The sequence below is a fragment of the Nocardioides jensenii JCM 1364 = NBRC 14755 genome, from assembly GCF_001552535.1.
GTDB lineage: Bacteria > Actinomycetota > Actinomycetes > Propionibacteriales > Nocardioidaceae > Nocardioides > Nocardioides jensenii.
In genome coordinates this window covers 1-15,564 of record NZ_BCRJ01000126.1, presented here as the reverse complement: position 1 = coordinate 15,564, position 15,564 = coordinate 1, and the positions used below count along the sequence as shown (strand labels likewise).

General features: G+C 69.5%; 17 protein-coding genes. 9 read left to right on the top strand and 8 right to left on the bottom strand.

The annotated features are described in order from the left end of the window. The first annotated feature begins 28 nt into the window (after positions 1-28). Both aroA and rsgA read left to right on the top strand, forming a co-directional pair. On the top strand, positions 29-1,312 hold the full coding sequence (gene aroA / locus NJ4_RS22825; RefSeq protein WP_067441024.1) for a 3-phosphoshikimate 1-carboxyvinyltransferase: 1,284 nt from the start codon (positions 29-31) through the stop codon (positions 1,310-1,312). Further along, positions 1,309-2,301: a ribosome small subunit-dependent GTPase A gene (gene rsgA, locus NJ4_RS22820; protein ID WP_067441021.1), complete on the top strand. Its 993-nt coding sequence runs from the start codon at positions 1,309-1,311 to the stop codon at positions 2,299-2,301. The genes aroA and rsgA overlap by 4 nt, the downstream gene beginning before the upstream one ends. Here rsgA and NJ4_RS22815 read toward each other — a convergent pair. Then, positions 2,298-2,777 carry a DUF2231 domain-containing protein gene (locus NJ4_RS22815; protein WP_067441018.1) on the bottom strand — a complete coding sequence of 160 codons (480 nt, stop codon included), beginning with the start codon at positions 2,775-2,777 and terminating at the stop codon, positions 2,298-2,300. The genes rsgA and NJ4_RS22815 overlap by 4 nt on opposite strands. Before the next feature lie 54 nt (positions 2,778-2,831). Here NJ4_RS22815 and hisN point away from each other — a divergent pair, with 54 nt between their 5' ends. Further along, the gene (gene hisN, locus NJ4_RS22810) at positions 2,832-3,731 is read left to right on the top strand and encodes a histidinol-phosphatase (protein ID WP_067441015.1); all 900 of its coding nucleotides are present in this window, start codon (positions 2,832-2,834) and stop codon (positions 3,729-3,731) included. On the opposite strand, the gene NJ4_RS22805 is transcribed toward hisN, so the two are convergent. Continuing rightward, complete coding sequence (locus NJ4_RS22805) at positions 3,670-4,455, bottom strand: hypothetical protein (protein ID WP_067441012.1); 786 nt, start codon at positions 4,453-4,455, stop codon at positions 3,670-3,672. The two genes, hisN and NJ4_RS22805, sit on opposite strands and share 62 nt — an antisense overlap. Positions 4,456-4,544: 89 nt before the next feature. Here NJ4_RS22805 and NJ4_RS22800 point away from each other — a divergent pair, with 89 nt between their 5' ends. Both NJ4_RS22800 and NJ4_RS22795 read left to right on the top strand, forming a co-directional pair. Then, positions 4,545-4,976, top strand: a complete 432-nt coding sequence (locus NJ4_RS22800) for a CBS domain-containing protein (protein WP_067441009.1) — start codon at positions 4,545-4,547, stop codon at positions 4,974-4,976. A 13-nt stretch (positions 4,977-4,989) separates the two neighbouring features. Further along, on the top strand, positions 4,990-5,364 hold the full coding sequence (locus NJ4_RS22795; RefSeq protein WP_067441006.1) for an FKBP-type peptidyl-prolyl cis-trans isomerase: 375 nt from the start codon (positions 4,990-4,992) through the stop codon (positions 5,362-5,364). 99 nt (positions 5,365-5,463) lie between these two features. Here NJ4_RS22795 and NJ4_RS22790 read toward each other — a convergent pair whose 3' ends face one another. Both NJ4_RS22790 and NJ4_RS22785 read right to left on the bottom strand, forming a co-directional pair. Next, a complete protein-coding gene (locus NJ4_RS22790) occupies positions 5,464-5,709 on the bottom strand; it encodes an RNA-binding S4 domain-containing protein (RefSeq protein ID WP_067441004.1) in 246 nt (81 codons plus the stop codon). A gap of 16 nt (positions 5,710-5,725) precedes the next feature. Further along, positions 5,726-6,985 (bottom strand): DUF445 domain-containing protein, encoded by a 1,260-nt coding sequence (locus NJ4_RS22785; protein ID WP_067441001.1) that lies wholly within the window; start codon positions 6,983-6,985, stop codon positions 5,726-5,728. Between the two features lie 60 nt (positions 6,986-7,045). Here NJ4_RS22785 and NJ4_RS22780 point away from each other — a divergent pair, with 60 nt between their 5' ends. From NJ4_RS22780 to NJ4_RS22765, 4 genes are all read left to right on the top strand, one after another. Continuing rightward, positions 7,046-7,444 carry an adenylyltransferase/cytidyltransferase family protein gene (locus tag NJ4_RS22780; RefSeq protein WP_067440998.1) on the top strand — a complete coding sequence of 133 codons (399 nt, stop codon included), beginning with the start codon at positions 7,046-7,048 and terminating at the stop codon, positions 7,442-7,444. A 57-nt stretch (positions 7,445-7,501) separates the two neighbouring features. Then, positions 7,502-9,076, top strand: coding sequence for an MXAN_6640 family putative metalloprotease (locus NJ4_RS22775; RefSeq protein ID WP_157551307.1), 1,575 nt, complete (start codon positions 7,502-7,504; stop codon positions 9,074-9,076). 19 nt (positions 9,077-9,095) lie between these two features. Further along, entirely contained in the window at positions 9,096-9,917 is an 822-nt protein-coding gene (locus tag NJ4_RS22770) for an adenylate/guanylate cyclase domain-containing protein (protein WP_067440993.1), read from the top strand. A gap of 71 nt (positions 9,918-9,988) precedes the next feature. Continuing rightward, positions 9,989-11,257: a choice-of-anchor P family protein gene (locus NJ4_RS22765; protein WP_157551306.1), complete on the top strand. Its 1,269-nt coding sequence runs from the start codon at positions 9,989-9,991 to the stop codon at positions 11,255-11,257. A 56-nt stretch (positions 11,258-11,313) separates the two neighbouring features. Here the strand turns inward: NJ4_RS22765 and NJ4_RS22760 are convergent, their stop codons facing one another. Genes NJ4_RS22760 through NJ4_RS22745 form a run of 4 tightly spaced genes read right to left on the bottom strand, consistent with a single transcriptional unit; the run spans position 11,314 to position 15,429 of the window. After that, a complete protein-coding gene (locus tag NJ4_RS22760) occupies positions 11,314-11,970 on the bottom strand; it encodes a hypothetical protein (RefSeq protein ID WP_067440985.1) in 657 nt (218 codons plus the stop codon). A 57-nt stretch (positions 11,971-12,027) separates the two neighbouring features. After that, a complete protein-coding gene (locus NJ4_RS22755) occupies positions 12,028-12,750 on the bottom strand; it encodes a TetR/AcrR family transcriptional regulator (protein WP_067440982.1) in 723 nt (240 codons plus the stop codon). Then, entirely contained in the window at positions 12,747-14,432 is a 1,686-nt protein-coding gene (locus NJ4_RS22750) for an FAD-dependent oxidoreductase (RefSeq protein WP_067440980.1), read from the bottom strand. Before NJ4_RS22750 ends, NJ4_RS22755 begins: the two co-directional genes overlap by 4 nt. 46 nt (positions 14,433-14,478) lie before the next feature. After that, complete coding sequence (locus tag NJ4_RS22745; RefSeq protein ID WP_067440975.1) at positions 14,479-15,429, bottom strand: AurF N-oxygenase family protein; 951 nt, start codon at positions 15,427-15,429, stop codon at positions 14,479-14,481. Between the last annotated feature and the right edge of the window lie 135 nt (positions 15,430-15,564).

Here is a 15,564-nt window from a genome sequence, read left to right as displayed (position 1 = left end):
CACCGTTCGCACTCGGTAACCTTCACCCGTGACCACACCTGACCCCTGGCCCGCACCTCACGCCGTCGACCCGGTCGAGGCGACGGTCTCCCTGCCGGGGTCGAAGTCGCTGACCAACCGCGCGTTGATCCTCGCGGCACTGGCCGACGGACCCTCCGTCGTACGCCGGGCGTTGCGCTCTCGAGACACCGAGCTGATGGCGGCAGCCCTGTCCTCGCTGGGCGCCGAGATCGACACGACGGGCGACGACTGGGCGGTCACCCCCCACGCCTTCGAAGGCGACGCCACCGTCGACTGCGGCCTGGCCGGCACCGTCATGCGGTTCGTCCCGCCCGTGGCCGGACTTTCCCGCGGCCGGGTCGACTTCGACGGGGACGAGCACATGCGCAACCGCCCGGTCGGCGAGGTGCTCGGCGCCCTGCGCGGCCTCGGCGTCGACGTCTCCGAGGGCGACCGGATTCCGTTCCGCATCAGCGGCCGGGGCGCCGTCCGTGGTGGCACGGTCGTCGTGGACGCCTCATCGTCCTCCCAGTTCATCTCCGCCCTGCTGCTGGCCGGCGCTCGCTACGACGAGGGCGTCGACGTGCGCCACGACGGCAAGCCGGTGCCCTCGCTCCCCCACATCGACATGACCGTCGCGATGCTGCGCAGCCACGGCGTCCAGGTCGATGACGCCGACGCGAACCGATGGGCGGTGGCCCCCGGCCCGATCCGGGCGGTCGACCACGTGATCGAGCCCGATCTCTCGAACGCCGCGCCCTTCCTGGCGCTGGCGGCCGTGGCCGGGGGCTCGGTCACCGTCCGCGACTGGCCCGAGGCGACCACGCAGGCCGGCGACGCACTGCGCGGGATCCTGACCCAGATGGGCAGCGAGGTGGCGCTCACCTCCGCCGGGCTCACGGTCACCGGGTCCGGCACCGTGCACGGCGTCGACCTCGACCTGCACGACGTCGGCGAGCTGACCCCGGCCGTGGCGGCCCTGTGCGCACTCGCCGACTCCCCCTCTCACCTGCGGGGCATCGCCCACATCCGCGGCCACGAGACCGACCGCCTGGCCGCGCTCGCCGCCGAGCTGGGCAATCTGGGCGCCGACGTGACCGAGCATCCCGACGGTCTCTCGATCCGCCCCGCACCCTTGCACGGGGGCGTCTTCCGCACCTACGCCGACCACCGGATGGCGCACGCCGGCGTGATCCTCGGCGCCGCGGTCGAGGGCGTGCTCGTGGAGAACGTCGCCACCACCTCCAAGACGTTCCCCGACTTCGCCACGTTCTGGGCCGGCCTGCTGCCGGCGGGGGTTGGTCGCTCGTGAGCGGTCGCTACACCGAGCACGACATCGAGCACTACGACCGGCCGCGGCGCCGGACCCGCCCGCGCACCAAGGACCGTCCCACCTACGACGACGCGGTCGAGGCCGTCGTGGTCACCGTCGACCGGGGGCGCTTCACCCTCGCCTACGAAGGTCGCCGGGTGATGGCGATGAAGTCACGGCCCCTGGGCCGCAAGGGCGTGGTCGTGGGCGACCGGGTCCGCGTGGTCGGCGACATGTCCGGCGACGACGGGGCGCTGGCCCGCATCGTCGAGGTCCAGGACCGTACGACGACCCTGCGGCGAACCGCCGACGACGACGACCCGGTCGAACGCGTGATCGTGGCCAACGCCGCACAGCTGGTCGTCGTGGCCGCACTGGCCGACCCCGAGCCCCGTCCGCGGCTGATCGACCGCGCCCTCGTCGCGGCGTACGTCTCGGGCATGAAGCCGATCCTGTGCCTGACCAAGGCCGACCTGGCCGACCCCGAGACCCTGCTGGCGACCTACCGCTCCCTGGGCGTGCCCTACGTCGTCACCCAGCGCGGCGGCGACGTGGAGCTCGTGCGGCGCGTCCTGTCCGGAACCACCAGCGTGCTGGTGGGCCACAGCGGGGTCGGCAAGTCGACGCTGGTCAACGCCTTGGTTCCCGACGCGCAGCGCGAGGTCGGCGTGGTCAACGCGGTCACCGGTCGCGGTCGCCACACCTCCACCTCTGCCTACATGCTGGCGCTGCCCGACGACGAGGGCTGGATCATCGACACTCCCGGCATCCGCTCGTTCGGGCTGGCCCACGTGCAACCCGAGGACCTGATCGGCGCGTTTCCCGACCTCGATGAGAAGACCGGCGAGTGCCCCCGCGGGTGCACGCACGGCCATGGGGAACCCGAGTGCGGGCTCGACCTGGCGATGGAGTCCGGCACCCTCGACCCCGAGCGCGTCGAGTCGTTCCGTCGGCTGCTGGCCGCACGCGAGGGCGGCGGCGACCACTAGCCCCAGACGAGTCGGGCGCCCTGCTCCCCGGTCTGGAAGGTCATCGCGATCAACGCGATCGCAAAGATCACCAGCATCGTCACCATCGTCCACTCGATCAACGGAGCGTGCTTGCCACGGGCACCGCGACCCGACGCGAGCGCCGAGGGGCCGCCGAGTGCCACGGCGCCGAGCAGGACCACGAAGAAGAAGACGATCGTCAACCAGAACAGGATGTCCGCGCGCTCCTGGTGGAACCGGAACATCTCCGCGTTCGCTCCCTGGTCCACCATCTGGCTCTTGAGGTCGCGACCCGTGACCCAGGCAGCGACGACCGCGATCACGGCGAGGAACGACGCGCCGACCATCGGCCACCGCGTCGACCAGCGCCAGCGCGGCACGACCGCGTAGGCAGCAGCAAGACAGGCGGCCACGGGGATCAGCACGACAGCCGCGTGAATGATGAGAGGGTGCGCGGGAAGGCCGTTGATCTCCATGCCTGAACCCTAGGGCACGGGCGGAGCAAACCCGCAGAGGAATAGCCTGTGTCCATGGCCACCGACTTCACCGACGATCTCCGCCTGGCGCACGTTCTGGCCGATGATGCCGACTCCCTGACCCAGGCTCGCTTCAAGGCGCTCGACCTGCACGTGATGAGCAAGCCCGACCTCACCCCCGTCACCGACGCCGACCAGGCAGTCGAGGAGGGCATTCGACGCACCCTGTCTCGGGTGCGGTCCCGTGACGCCGTCGTGGGTGAGGAACAGGGCACCACGGGGCACAGTCAGCGCCGGTGGGTGATCGACCCGATCGACGGCACCAAGAACTTCGTCCGCGGAGTGCCCGTGTGGGCAACGCTGATCTCGCTCGTCGTCGACGACGAGGTGGTGCTCGGCGTCGTCTCGGCCCCGCAGTTGCAGCGTCGCTGGTGGGCCTCGAAGAACAACGGCGCGTGGACGGGCCGTTCCCTGCTCAAGGCAACGCAGATCCACACCTCCGACGTACGCCGCCTCGAGGACGCGTCGCTGTCCTACTCATCACTGTCCGGCTGGGACGAACGCGGACGACTGGAGGACTTCCTCTCGCTGACTCGCCGCTGCTGGCGCACCCGGGCGTACGGCGACTTCTGGTCCTACATGCTGGTCGCCGAGGGTGCCGTCGACATCGCCGCGGAGCCGGAGCTGGAGCTCTACGACATGGCCGCGCTCGACATCATCGTGCGAGAGGCTGGCGGTCAGTTCACCTCGCTCGCCGGCGAGCCCGGCCCGTTCGGCGGGAACGCCGTCGCCAGCAACGGGCACCTGCACGAGGCGGCGCTGGCCTTCCTCGGATCGGCAGAGGTCAGCGACGCCGACGTCACCACCCCGGCGGGCGGCTCGGTGCACGATCTCAGGTCACGGCGCCGGTCGACGTCGGAGACGGATCCTGGGGACGAGCCCCCTCTGGGCTGATCCGTGCCGGGTCGGGCTGGTTCGCCCCGAACCTGGTGCGCAGTCGTCGTAGCCGCGTCAACAGCCACGGCGCCACCAGCAACGCGACGAGGTCGAACCAGCCGTAGCCCCCGGCCGCGCCCGTCGGTGGGTTGCCGATGCCGATGCCCAGGATCGGGTCGTGCGACTGCCAGACCCAGTTGCCGAGGCCGGTGCCGAGGAGTTCCAGGTGGCTGACCACGACGAATGCGCCGACGTAGACCCCACGCGACGGACCCCACAGCAGGAACCCGACCAGGCAGACGAACCAGAACGTGCCCAGCACGTCGCCACCTCGCAGGCCCCAGCCCGCCCACAGGCCGCCGAGGATCACCACGGCGTAGGACAACGAGGTGAGGTGGCGACGCACGAACGCGGTGTGCCCCAGGGCCCACGCCGAGAGATAGACCAGCCCGTGGCCCGGTGGGACGTACGCCGGCACGTTCTCGAAGCGATAGAGGTAGACCTCGAGGGTCGGGGAGAAGACGAGTTCGATGACGGCGGCGAAGGCGACGACCACCAACGCCTGGGTCCGCACCAACGGGGTGAACCAGTGCAGGGCGATGAGCAACACACCCCAGGTGGCGATGCCGAGACCACGCTGCAACCAGATGCCGCCACCACCCGCGTCCCGGTCGAGGCACAGCACGAGGGAGAGCCACCCCATCAGCAGGACGGGGTGACTCAGTGCCGGCGGTCTCAGCACGGCGATCTCATGGGACGTCCACGGGACTACCCAACCACCTCGCCGGACGACTAGCGTGACTGGTGTCACACCATGACCCAGGAGGTCCCATGCGCATCAACGACGTCATCCATGGCAAGGCCCGCCAGGACGTGATCACCATTCGCCCCGACGCCACGGTGCGACAACTGATCGGTCTGCTGGCCGAGCACAACGTGGGAGCGCTGATCGTCAGCGCCGACGGCTCATCGGTCGACGGGATCGTCTCCGAGCGGGACGTCGTACGACGCCTGCACGCCGACGACGGGGTGCTGGAGGCACCGGTGTCCTCGATCATGACCACGCAGGTGCGCAGTTGCGAGGGCAGTGCGGCGGTCACCGAGCTGATGCAGCTGATGACCGAGCACCGGATCCGCCACGTGCCCGTGCTCACCGACGGAGCCCTGACTGGCATCATCTCCATCGGCGATGTGGTCAAGAGCCGCATCGGCGAGCTCGAGTTCGAGCGCGACCAGCTCGACAACTACCTGCACCAGACCTGAGGAGACATCCCCTGTGAGCACCGAGAAGCCCGAGGTCGACTTCGTCGACCCCACGCCCCCGACCGACCTCGTCATCACTGACCTGACCGAGGGTGACGGCGACGAGGCGAAGTCCGGGGACACCGTGTCCGTCCACTACGTCGGCGTGGCCCACTCGACCGGTGAGGAGTTCGACGCGTCCTACAACCGGGGCGCCCCGCTGCAGTTCCGCCTGGGCATCGGCCAGGTCATCTCCGGCTGGGACACCGGCGTGCAGGGCATGAAGGTCGGCGGTCGCCGCCAGCTCGTGATCCCCCCGCACCTGGGGTACGGCGACCGCGGCGCCGGTGGCGTGATCAAGCCCGGCGAGACCCTGATCTTCGTGGTCGACCTGATCGGCGTCTCCTGACCCCACGACGTGGCTTCACCGTGAAGCAGGAGATTCCCCGGCACCTGTGACGCCGGGGAATCTCCTTTCTTCACGCGTGGTCGCGGTGAGCCGACCTGCCTACCAGGGCAGGCCGTCGCCCGCCTCCGGGTCGTAGGCCGCCACGCGAACACTGACTCCGGCCAGGCCGACTTCGTCGCCCACGACGAGCTGACGTCCGCGGCGCAGGTCGACCTCGCCGTTCACGGTGACCCGTCCCTCGGCGATGACGGTCTTGGCCTCGGCCCCGTTGTCGACGAGGTTGGCCAGCTTCAGGAACTGGCCCAGCCGGATGGAGTCGTCGCGAATGCCCACGTCGGTCGTCATGGCTCCATTGTCCCTGTCACGGGATCAGGATCGACGCCGCGTGGATGATCACACCGACCAGGCCGCCGACGATCGTGCCGTTGATGCGGATGAACTGCAGGTCCCGGCCCACGTGCAGCTCGATGCGCTCGGCAGCCTCCTTGCCGTCCCACTGCTCGATGGTGTGGGTGATGACGGTGGTCAGCTCCGCGCCGTAGCGCGCCACCCCGAAGACCACCGCGTCGGCCAGCAGCCCGTCGAGGCGACGCTGCAGCTGCTGGTCGGAGTGGAACCGCGTGGCCACCCGCTGCAGCTCGGACTGGAGACGTGACTTCAGTGGCCCGCTCGGGTCTCGCAGGGCGGCCAGCATCGCGTTGCGCAGGGCCTTCCACAACGAGATGCCGGTGGCCGCGAACTGCGGGTGCTCCAGCAGGCGCAGCTTCAGGTTCTCCGCGCGGGCCTGGGTCTCCTCGTTGAACAGCAGGTCCTGGCCGAGCTGGGCCAGCATCGAGTCGAGTGCTGCGCGGGCCCGGTGGCGGGGGTCGTTGCGGATGTCGCTCAACCAGCGCAGCGCCTCGGTGTGGATCCGGGTGGTGACGGCGTCGTTGAGCTTGGGCGGAGCCCACCACGGCGCACGCTCCCCCAGCACCTCGACGAACGTGTCGTGGTTGTGCTCGAGCCAGTGGTGCAGTTCCTCGAGGGCCAGGTCGACCAGACCGTGGTGCAGGTCGTCGCGGACCGCCTCGACCAGAAACGTGCCCAGGATCGGCGAGATCGGCTCCTCACGGAAGCGCGGAACCAGCACCGCATCGACCAGCTCGACGATGTGGTGGTCCTTGACCCGTCCCAGCCCGATGGTGGCCACCTCGGTCACCTCCTCGACGACCCGGGCCGCGTTCACGGGAGCCTCGGCCCAGACGCCGACGCGTCGGGTGACCTCGGCGGCGGCGATCCGCTCACGGATGATGGCCTCCTGCAGGAAGTTCTCCCCGACGAACTCCTCCAGACCTCGGCCGAGATCGTCCTTGCGACGAGGGATCAGCGCGGTGTGCGGGATCGGCAGGCCCAGAGGGTGGCGGAACAGGGCGGTGACCGCGAACCAGTCCGCCATCGCACCCACCATGCTGGCCTCGGCCCCGGCGTTCACGAAGCCGAGCCACCCACTCTGCCCACGGGTGAGGACGTAGACGACCGCGGCGAGGAGCAGCAGCCCGAGCGCCACGGCACGCATGCGTTGCAAGCCGCGCCGACGTTCGGCGTCGGCCTCGGGAGCGGGAGTGATCAGTGGAGTCGTCATGGCGCGTCGATTGTGTCATCGAGTCGGGCGGCTCGGTGCTGCACCGGTACGATTCCGGCCATGTCTCGCACCGTGATCACCTTCGGCACCTTCGACGTCTTCCATGTCGGCCACCTCCGCGTCATCGAGCGCGCCGCCGCGCTGGGTGACCGTCTGGTCGTCGGGGTGTCGGCGGATGCGCTGAACGAGCGGAAGAAGGGCCGGTCCCCGGTCTTCAGCGAGGGCGAGCGGCTGGCCATCGTGGCCGCACTGAAGCCGGTCGACGAGGTTTTCGTCGAGGAGTCGCTGGAGCTGAAGCGTGACTACATCACGCGATTCGGCGCCGACGTCCTGGTCATGGGTGATGACTGGAAGGGTCGTTTCGACGAGTTCGAAGACATCTGCGAGGTCGTCTACCTGCCGCGTACGCCGGCCATCTCGACCACGGCCCTGATCGAGAAGATCTCTGGCACCGCCTGAGACCTCGTTCCGGTCAGGGCTTCGAGCCCGGGCCTCCACTGCGGTACCTTCATCGACATGCCTTCCCGTCGGCTCGTGTCCCGTGCTGCCCTCGCGACCTCGCTGCTGGTGGCCCTGACCGCTGGCCTGCTCGCACCGTCGTACGCCGGGACCGACCGGGCCAGTCGGGTTCCTCAGGCCGATCCCGACCGATCCTCAGCGAGTGACGGCACTCGGGGTGCGCAGGCGATCGAGGCGCTGGAGACTGCCGAGGCAGCTCTGTCGGGCGACACGACGACAGACCCGACGATGGCCCTCCTCGACGTGCAGCAGACCCACACCGACCTGCCGGCCGCGCAGCAGAAGAGGGCGCGCCAGCTACTGCTCCGTCCCACCGACAACGGCCAGGTCTCGAACCCGGAGATCAGCTACGGATCCCTGGAGGCACAGGCCCACTGCACCGCTCACTTCTGCGTGCACTGGGTGAAGACCGGCGAGCACGCCCCCGTGCTGACCGACTCCGACAAGGACCAGGTGCCCGACCAGGTCGAGCTCGTGGCCACCGTGATGGAACGGGCCTGGACCGTCGAGGTCGGCAGCCTGGGCTACCGCCGACCGCTCAGCGACGGCACGCGCGGCAACGACGGCAGCGCCTCGGCCGGCACTCGGTCCGGGCTCGTCGACGTCTACCTGGGCAACACCGGACGCAACAGCGTCTTCGGCTACGCCAACACCGATGTGGCGACCACCCGGGCGGCCGGCTTCCTGGTGCTCGACGACGACTTCGCCGAGTTCTCGGGCGACCCGGTCAAGCTGCTCAAGGCGACCGCCGCCCACGAGTTCTTCCACACCGTGCAATACGCCTACGTCACCGACGAGGACCCGTGGTTCATGGAGGCCACCGCCACCTGGATGGAGGAGCAGGTCTACGACGCCGTCGACGACAACCGTCGCTACCTGCCTCACGGATCCCTGCGCAGGCCCACCCAGTCGCTCGACACCGACCAGCTCGCCTGGTACGGCAACTGGATCTTCTTCCAGCACGCCAGCGATCACGTCGGGCGCGCCGTCGTCCGCGACGCCTGGACCCGCGCCGCGTCGTCGACGACGACCTCGCTCCAGGGGATCGACCGCGCGCTGCGGGCCCGCGGCTCCAGCCTTCCGGACGAGTTCGCCCGCTTCTCCGCCGACAACAACGTGCCCGCCCAGGCGTACGCCGAGGGCAGCGCCTATCCGCGGGCCGCGGTGAGCAGCACCTCGACACTGACCTCGGGCAAGCGGTCCACCGGCAACCGTTCCTACTGGATCCGGCACCTGGCCTCCCAGAACCACGTCGTCGTGCCCGGTGACGGCATGGGCTCGGCCTGGAAGGTCAAGGTCGAGATCACCGCCTCCTCGGTCGACGCACGAGCATTCGTCGTCGTGCACTACCGCACCGGCCTGGTCGTCACCCGTCCGATGGTGCTCAACAGCAACGGCAGGTCGGCGCGCACCCTCCGGTTCTCCCGCGCCGACGTGGCCAAGGTGACCGTCAACCTGGCCAATGCGTCCTCGCGCTTCCGCTGCTGGACCGGTAGCCGGTTCACCTGCCAAGGCACGCCGCTGGACGACGGCCGCAGGTTCACCTACCGCGCCACCGCCGTCCGCGGCTGACCGGTCGATCGGCACGGGCATGTCCCAGGACCAGGTCATGCTCGTCGCGATCGCCGTCCTCCTTCTCGCCCTGGCCGGGTCCGGGTGGACGATCGCGGTCTTGCGGGCCCGCAACCGCCGGTTGCGCGACGAACGCGACCAGCTGCTGGTCCGACTCGAACGACCTAGCTCGAGCCTGCCGGTGCAGGCGGCGAGCTTTGCGTTGCGCACCGCGGTCGGCACCGCCGTCCGGGTGCGTGACCAGGGCGTGGGCGGCTTCCTGACCTCCTCGATCGAGGAGTGGACCGGGATCGCCCTGGCCGATCGCACCGAGATCGACAAGGTGGCCGCGCCGGACGGCACCGTGACGATCTTCTTCTCCGACATCGTGGACTCCACCGCACTCAACGAGCGGATCGGTGACGAGCAGTGGGTCTCGCTCCTCTCCGCCCACGACAAGGTGATCCGCAAGCACGTCGTGGCCCGCCACGGACATGTGGTGAAGTCCCAGGGCGACGGATTCATGGTCGCCTTCGGAGACCCCGCCGAGGCGTTGCGGGCAGCGCTCGCGATGCAGCGTGGGCTGGCCCGGGCCCGCGGCCGCGTGCTGCGCCGTACGCCGGTCGAGGTGCGCATGGGCCTGCACACCGGTCACGCGATCGAGCGCGAGGGCGACTACTTCGGGCGGAACGTGGCGATGGCGGCCCGGGTGGCCTCCCAGGCCGTGGGCGGCGAGATCCTGGTGAGCGAGCCCGTGCACGACGACGTCCTCGATGATTTCGGGTTCGGCACGCCGCGAACGCTGGAGCTGAAGGGGTTCCCGGGCGAGCACGTGCTGTGGCCGGTGACGTCGCTGGACTAGACCACTTCGAGGTGGCTAGGGTGACGCCCGGGGAGCGGAAACACGTGTCCGTCGACCCCAAAGGGGTGCTCATGTCACCGCGCCGAATTCTCTCGGTCCCCGTCCTGCTGATCATGTTGGTCGGGTTGTTCGCCGCACCCACCCAGGCCCAGTCTCCGGCTGCCGCGTCGGGCAAGTACGCCTTCTACTCCTACGCCGGTGGCACCCTGGTGCGGGCCGTCGGCACGACCATCTCCTCCGACCTGACCGCCCAGTCCACGATCGCCGGGCAGAGGCTGCCGAGCACCGCACGCAGTACGACGGCCGCGGTGGAGGTCAAGGGCCTGGTCGACGTAGGTGCCATCCACACCACCACCAAGGCGCGCCGGGCCGGCACGAAGGGCATCACGATGGTGTCCCTGGCCCGCACCGCCAACGTCAACCTGCTGGGTGGACTGATCCGGGCCAAGGCAGTCGAGACCACCAACGTGACCCGGGGCAACCCGAAGCGGCTGACCTCGACCTCCTCGACCAGGTTCGTCGACCTGCACATCGCCGGTGTCCATCTGCCGGTGAACATCCCCAAGAACTACCGGGTGCAGATCCCGGGAGTGGCCGTCGTCGTGCTCAACGCCACCGCCACCGGGACCAAGGACGGAGTCGCCACCAGTCAGGGCTACGCCCTTGGCGTCTGGCTCCTGCGCAACCGCGCCACCGCCCCGGTCGGCAGCTCGATCATCCTGAACCCGACCATGTCGGCGCTCTCCGTGCCGGTGCCCGCACCGGCCCCGGCCGTGGGCGGACGTGCCTACGGCACCCACGCCCTGATCAAGGCCACCTCGCGGGTCCGCGGCGAGGTCGGGCGCTCAGGCGAGGTCTCCACTCCCCCGATCGGCACCGGTGGCCGGGTCAACAAGAACCGCACCGCCGACGTGAACATCCCCGGGGTGGCCCACATCGGCGCCGTCTACTCGACCACGAGGGCGACGTCCTCGGCGCATCGTGGCGAGGTGACGAACACCAGCCAGATCGCCGGGGTGAACCTGTTCAACGGCCTGATCACCGCCGACGCCATCGGCGTCCGGGCCCACTCCCGACTGGTCGGCACGAGGTTCCGGGCCGACGAACGGATGACCTTCGTCAACCTGAAGGTCGCGGGCGTCAAGATCCCGGTCGATGTCGGTCGCAACACTCGGATCAACGTGGCCAACCTGGGCACGGTCGTGATCAACCAGCGCGCCCGCACCCGCAACGGCAACCAGATCCGTGGCATCTACATCCGGTTGCTCAAGCCGCGCGGCGGGCTGGAGGCCGGGGCCGAGATCGAGGTTGCGGTGGCCTCGACCCGCATCTGGCGCTGAGGAGCCGACCGGTCGGCCGTCTCGGGCGAGGCGGCCGCCGGTCCACCGGCCCGGGCTCAGACCGGGGTGACCTGGTCTCGGAAGCGGAGCTCGAGCTGAGGAGCCGCATCGCGCAGACGCCCACGCTTCCACAGCGCATGGATGATCAGGGCGGCGCCGACCGAGCCGAGCGTGCCGAGGCTCAGGTCACCGAGTGTGTCGGTGTAGGCGCCGTGGCGCTCCCACGACTTGCTCAGGAACGCGGCGTACTCCGCGAGCTCCCAGAGCACGGCACCCGTGACACCGACCGCGAGTGAGCGCTCGAGGGTGGCCATCAGCGTGGAGCTGCGGTGCATCGTCAGCAGGATCACCGCCCCGGTGATGATGCCGGTGTTGAAGAAGTGCATCCAGTCGTCGAACCACACGATCGTGTCGTAGAGGTCCATCCGGTTGCCCAGGATGTCGGAGAAGCAGCTGATCGTGACCAGCAGGTCCGCCAGCCAGGGGAAGGACGCGCGTTCCTTCCAGAAGACCGACCAGATCACCGGCACCGTGAAGGCCAGCATCGGGTAGGCGATGGCTCGGGCGCCGGCGCCCTTGTCCCGCATGTTGCCGAGGTTCGGGTCGACGAACGCGACCACCAGGAGCAGCAAGAGGGCGGCCTTGGCCGCCACGTCGAGCCCACGGATCAGCCCCGGGGTGGCGTGCCTGGTCACCAGTGTCGCGTCAGTCATCGACCCGATCTTAGGTGCTGCCTGCCGCCGAACCGGCATCAGCGAGGCGTTGCCCCTTCAGGTCCGCGGCGCGGTCCAGGCAGCCTCGACCAGGTCCTCGAGCGGGAGGTCGGGATCAATCGTCACGCCCCGGACCCGCGTGTGGCCGTCGATGAGGTACCAGACGGTGTCACTGATCAGTCGCGCGAATCTGGTCGCGTCCGGGACCTGCTGCGGGCGAGCCAACCAACCGCGGACCGCACTGACCGCCATGCCGACGATCCCGGCGACGAGCAGTTCCAAGCCGGCGCGATCGTCATCCTCGACCTCGATGCCCAGCACGTCGACGCCGAGGGAGACCAACCCGAACAGCTCCCCGGCCACCGACTCGACGGCGCTCTGGAAGGGGCTGGACCGGCCTGTCGTCGCGAAGTCCTGGGCGGCCACCCGGTGGAGGTTCGGGTGCTCCGCGGCCCACTCGACGTACGTCGAGACGATGCGCACGATGATCTCGTCCACCGTGCCGGCAAGCACCACCTGCGGCGAGAGGCGGGCTCGGAGACTGTCGAGGATGCGAGTCTGCACCGCCTGGTCGAGGTCGGCCCGGTCCGTGAAGTGACGGTAGAGGACCGGCCTGCCCAACCCGGCGCGTTCGGCGATCTGCTGCACGTGGATCTCGGCGTCCGGCGGGGACTCCTCGATGACGGAGATCGCGGAGTCCAGGATCAGGGCGCGTCGCTCAAGCTTGTGCTCGTCCCAACGCGACCGACGACCGTCCGGACGCTCTCCTGCATCACTCACGTGGCGATTCGACTCCTGGGCTGTGCGCGGGCCGGACGACGGCCACGGACCCGTCGGCCCGAACCCACGGGCGTCCGCGAGGCGGCCACCAGGTCCGGGACCTCGACGATCTTAACCCGCGGTCGCCCCTCGAGCCGTCCGAGTCCCCGCTCCATGGTGTCGATGCGGCGCCACCCGGCGCGATCGACGACGGCGTCGGACCCTCGCCGCCGCAACGACTCGACGAGTTGCTCCGCAGGCACCTCCGGAGGGATGAGTGCCCCAGAACCGAGGTCGTCCAGGAACCGCGCCACGGTCTCCTCGGCGCAGGCCTTGTTGGTGCCGATGAAGCCGCTGGCACCTCGCTTGATCCAGCCCGCGACGTAGACGCCGACGCGCACCCGACCGTGGTCGTTGGGCACGGTCCCGGTGACGTCGTCGAACGGCAGGCCGGGCACGGGTCGTCCGCGATAGCCGACCGAGCGCAGCACCATGGCACACGGGATGACCTCGGCCTCCCCGGTCGGCACGGCCCGCGGCACGCCCGCGTCGTCGGATTGCAGCGTCGTCCGGGCGACCTCGAGGGCCTCCACGTGCTCCTCGCCGAGCACGCGCACCGGCGTGGTGCGGAACCGCAGCACGATCCGTCGTCGTCCCGGCCTCGGCTGACGGCGGGCCAGCTCCGCGATGAGAGAGGTCGTGGGGGAGCTGGGGACGATCTCCTCTCCCCCGTTGTCGACCAGGACGTCGACGTCGTCGAGACCGGCCAGCCCGATCAGCTCAGGCAGCGTGAATGCGGCCTCCGCCGGGCCGCGCCGACCCAGCACGAGCACTTCGCGCACGACGCTGCCACGGAGCGTGGCCAGAGGCAGGTCGGCGATGTCGGTGGCCGCGAGCGCGTCGACATCGGCAGTGAGGATGCGAGCGACGTCCAGGGCGACGTTGCCGTTGCCGACGACCACGACCCGCTCGAGACCGAGGTCGACGTAGGTGTCGGCGTGGTCCGGGTGGCCGTTGTACCACCCGACGACCTCGGTGGCGGAGACACTGCCCTGCAGCTGCTCGCCGGGCACGCCCAGTGGCCGGTCCGCCGAGGCACCGACGGCGTAGAGGACGCCGTGGTAGTGCCGGGCCAGGTCATCATGGGTGACGTCGCGGCCGACCTCGACGTTGAGGACGTAGCGGAACCCGGGTTGCTCCTCGATCGAACGGAACAGGTCGACCACCCGTTTGGTGTCCTGGTGGTCGGGTGCCACCCCCGCACGCACCAGGCCGTACGGCGTAGGCAGTCGGTCGTAGACGTCGACCGTCACGCCGGGGGTCTTCAGCAGCTCGTCGGCCGCATACAGGGCGGCCGGTCCGGCGCCGATGATGGCGACTCGTACGTCATCGGCGCGCACCTCCCGCCGCTTGGGCACCAGCGCCAGGGGCGTGCGGTCGGCATGCGGCTCGTCCATGAAGTACGACGAGTTCAACGCGATGAACGGCAGCTGGCGCTCGGTCAGCTTCGTGTCCGGAACGATCGCGCCGACCGGGCACGCGGTGACACAGGCTCCGCAGTCCACACACGACTGCGGGTCGACGTACACCATCTCGGCCTCGGCGAAGCCCGGCTCACCGGGGGCCGGGTGGATGCATTTGACCGGACAGGCCACGACACAGGAGGCGTCGCTGCAACAGGACTGGGTGACGACGTGGGGCACGGCAGGGCTCCGATCTGGCGCGGGGCGGTGGGCTCAGGCGGCGGGCTCAGGCGGCGGGTTGGCTGCGGAACCGGGCCGGGGGGCCGTCGATGCGCATCAGCCTCCAGATGCGGCGGGAGACCGGGTTCATCAGGTCGGCCTCCTCGGCGAGCATGCGGGCGTCGGCGAACAGGTCCTTGAGCAGCTTGCGGGATTCGTCGTCGCGCCAGTAGATGTCCTTGATGACCTCGCGGGGGATGCCGACCGCGTCGGTCACCTCCTGGCTCGGGACCATGATCACGTCGCACAGGGTGCGCATGATCAGCGGGTACATCACCGACAGGAAGGCGCGGCGCGGCCGGCTCAGCCTGGCCGTGTGGTGGGTGATGAACTGGTGGGCGAAGCCGATGTGGCGCGCCTCCTCGGCGACGTGGATCTGCATGATGCGCTGCAGCAGCGGGTGCATGTCGTTGCCGGCGCGCAGTACGGACTTCTGCAGGTGGTCGATCGGCTCCTCGCCGGCGAGGATGCCGGCGAAAAAGATCTCGGGCAGCACGGGTGCTGCCAGCGGCAGGAACGGCGCGAGGGCGCGGAACCACCTGGGGCCACCGGGCACGTCCAGACCGGTGCGGTTGACGAACTCCTGGAACATCTGGGTGTGGTGGCACTCCTCGGTCGCCTCGTGGGTCGAGTAGCGGAACTCGGGGTTGCCGTTCTTCAGGAAGAAGACGTGCCACATGATGCCGCCGATGAGGACCTGCTCGAACTGGAGTCCCACCTTGGTGATGTTGGCCTGGCGCCAGAGCCCGATCTCGATCTGGCGCTCTCGCGGCAGCGACTTGTACCACTGGTGACGGCCGAGCGGGTCGACCTCGGGCAGGATCCAGCGCGGGTCGTCGTGGTGGATCGCGTAGTCGGGATTGTCCCAGTCGATGTCGACGAAGGCGTCGAAGTGCTGGGTCACCGACGCCTTCGAGAGGGTCATCAGCGTTTCTTCGTAGCTCTGGGTCGCGGTCATCTCGCACCTCATCACGGAACGGCGTTGCGGTCGGGACACCACGTTAATGTGACTTTGGGTCACATGTAAATAGATATCCGAGACTTCATGTCACAGACACCGACCTGTCGTGAGTTCGGGCCGACCTGTCGTGAG

Bases quoted from the DNA above. Each gene is read 5' to 3' on its own strand.
- NJ4_RS22800 (WP_067441009.1), top strand. From the start codon at position 4,545: ATGCGCATCAACGACGTCATCCATGGCAAGGCCCGCCAGGACGTGATC.
- NJ4_RS22815 (WP_067441018.1), bottom strand. From the start codon at position 2,777: ATGGAGATCAACGGCCTTCCCGCGCACCCTCTCATCATTCACGCGGCT.
- NJ4_RS22785 (WP_067441001.1), bottom strand. From the start codon at position 6,985: ATGACGACTCCACTGATCACTCCCGCTCCCGAGGCCGACGCCGAACGT.
- NJ4_RS22780 (WP_067440998.1), top strand. From the start codon at position 7,046: ATGTCTCGCACCGTGATCACCTTCGGCACCTTCGACGTCTTCCATGTC.
- NJ4_RS22770 (WP_067440993.1), top strand. From the start codon at position 9,096: ATGTCCCAGGACCAGGTCATGCTCGTCGCGATCGCCGTCCTCCTTCTC.
- NJ4_RS22745 (WP_067440975.1), bottom strand. From the start codon at position 15,429: ATGACCGCGACCCAGAGCTACGAAGAAACGCTGATGACCCTCTCGAAG.
- NJ4_RS22790 (WP_067441004.1), bottom strand. From the start codon at position 5,709: ATGACGACCGACGTGGGCATTCGCGACGACTCCATCCGGCTGGGCCAG.
- NJ4_RS22760 (WP_067440985.1), bottom strand. From the start codon at position 11,970: ATGACTGACGCGACACTGGTGACCAGGCACGCCACCCCGGGGCTGATC.
- hisN (WP_067441015.1), top strand. From the start codon at position 2,832: ATGGCCACCGACTTCACCGACGATCTCCGCCTGGCGCACGTTCTGGCC.
- NJ4_RS22765 (WP_157551306.1), top strand. From the start codon at position 9,989: ATGTCACCGCGCCGAATTCTCTCGGTCCCCGTCCTGCTGATCATGTTG.
- NJ4_RS22775 (WP_157551307.1), top strand. From the start codon at position 7,502: ATGCCTTCCCGTCGGCTCGTGTCCCGTGCTGCCCTCGCGACCTCGCTG.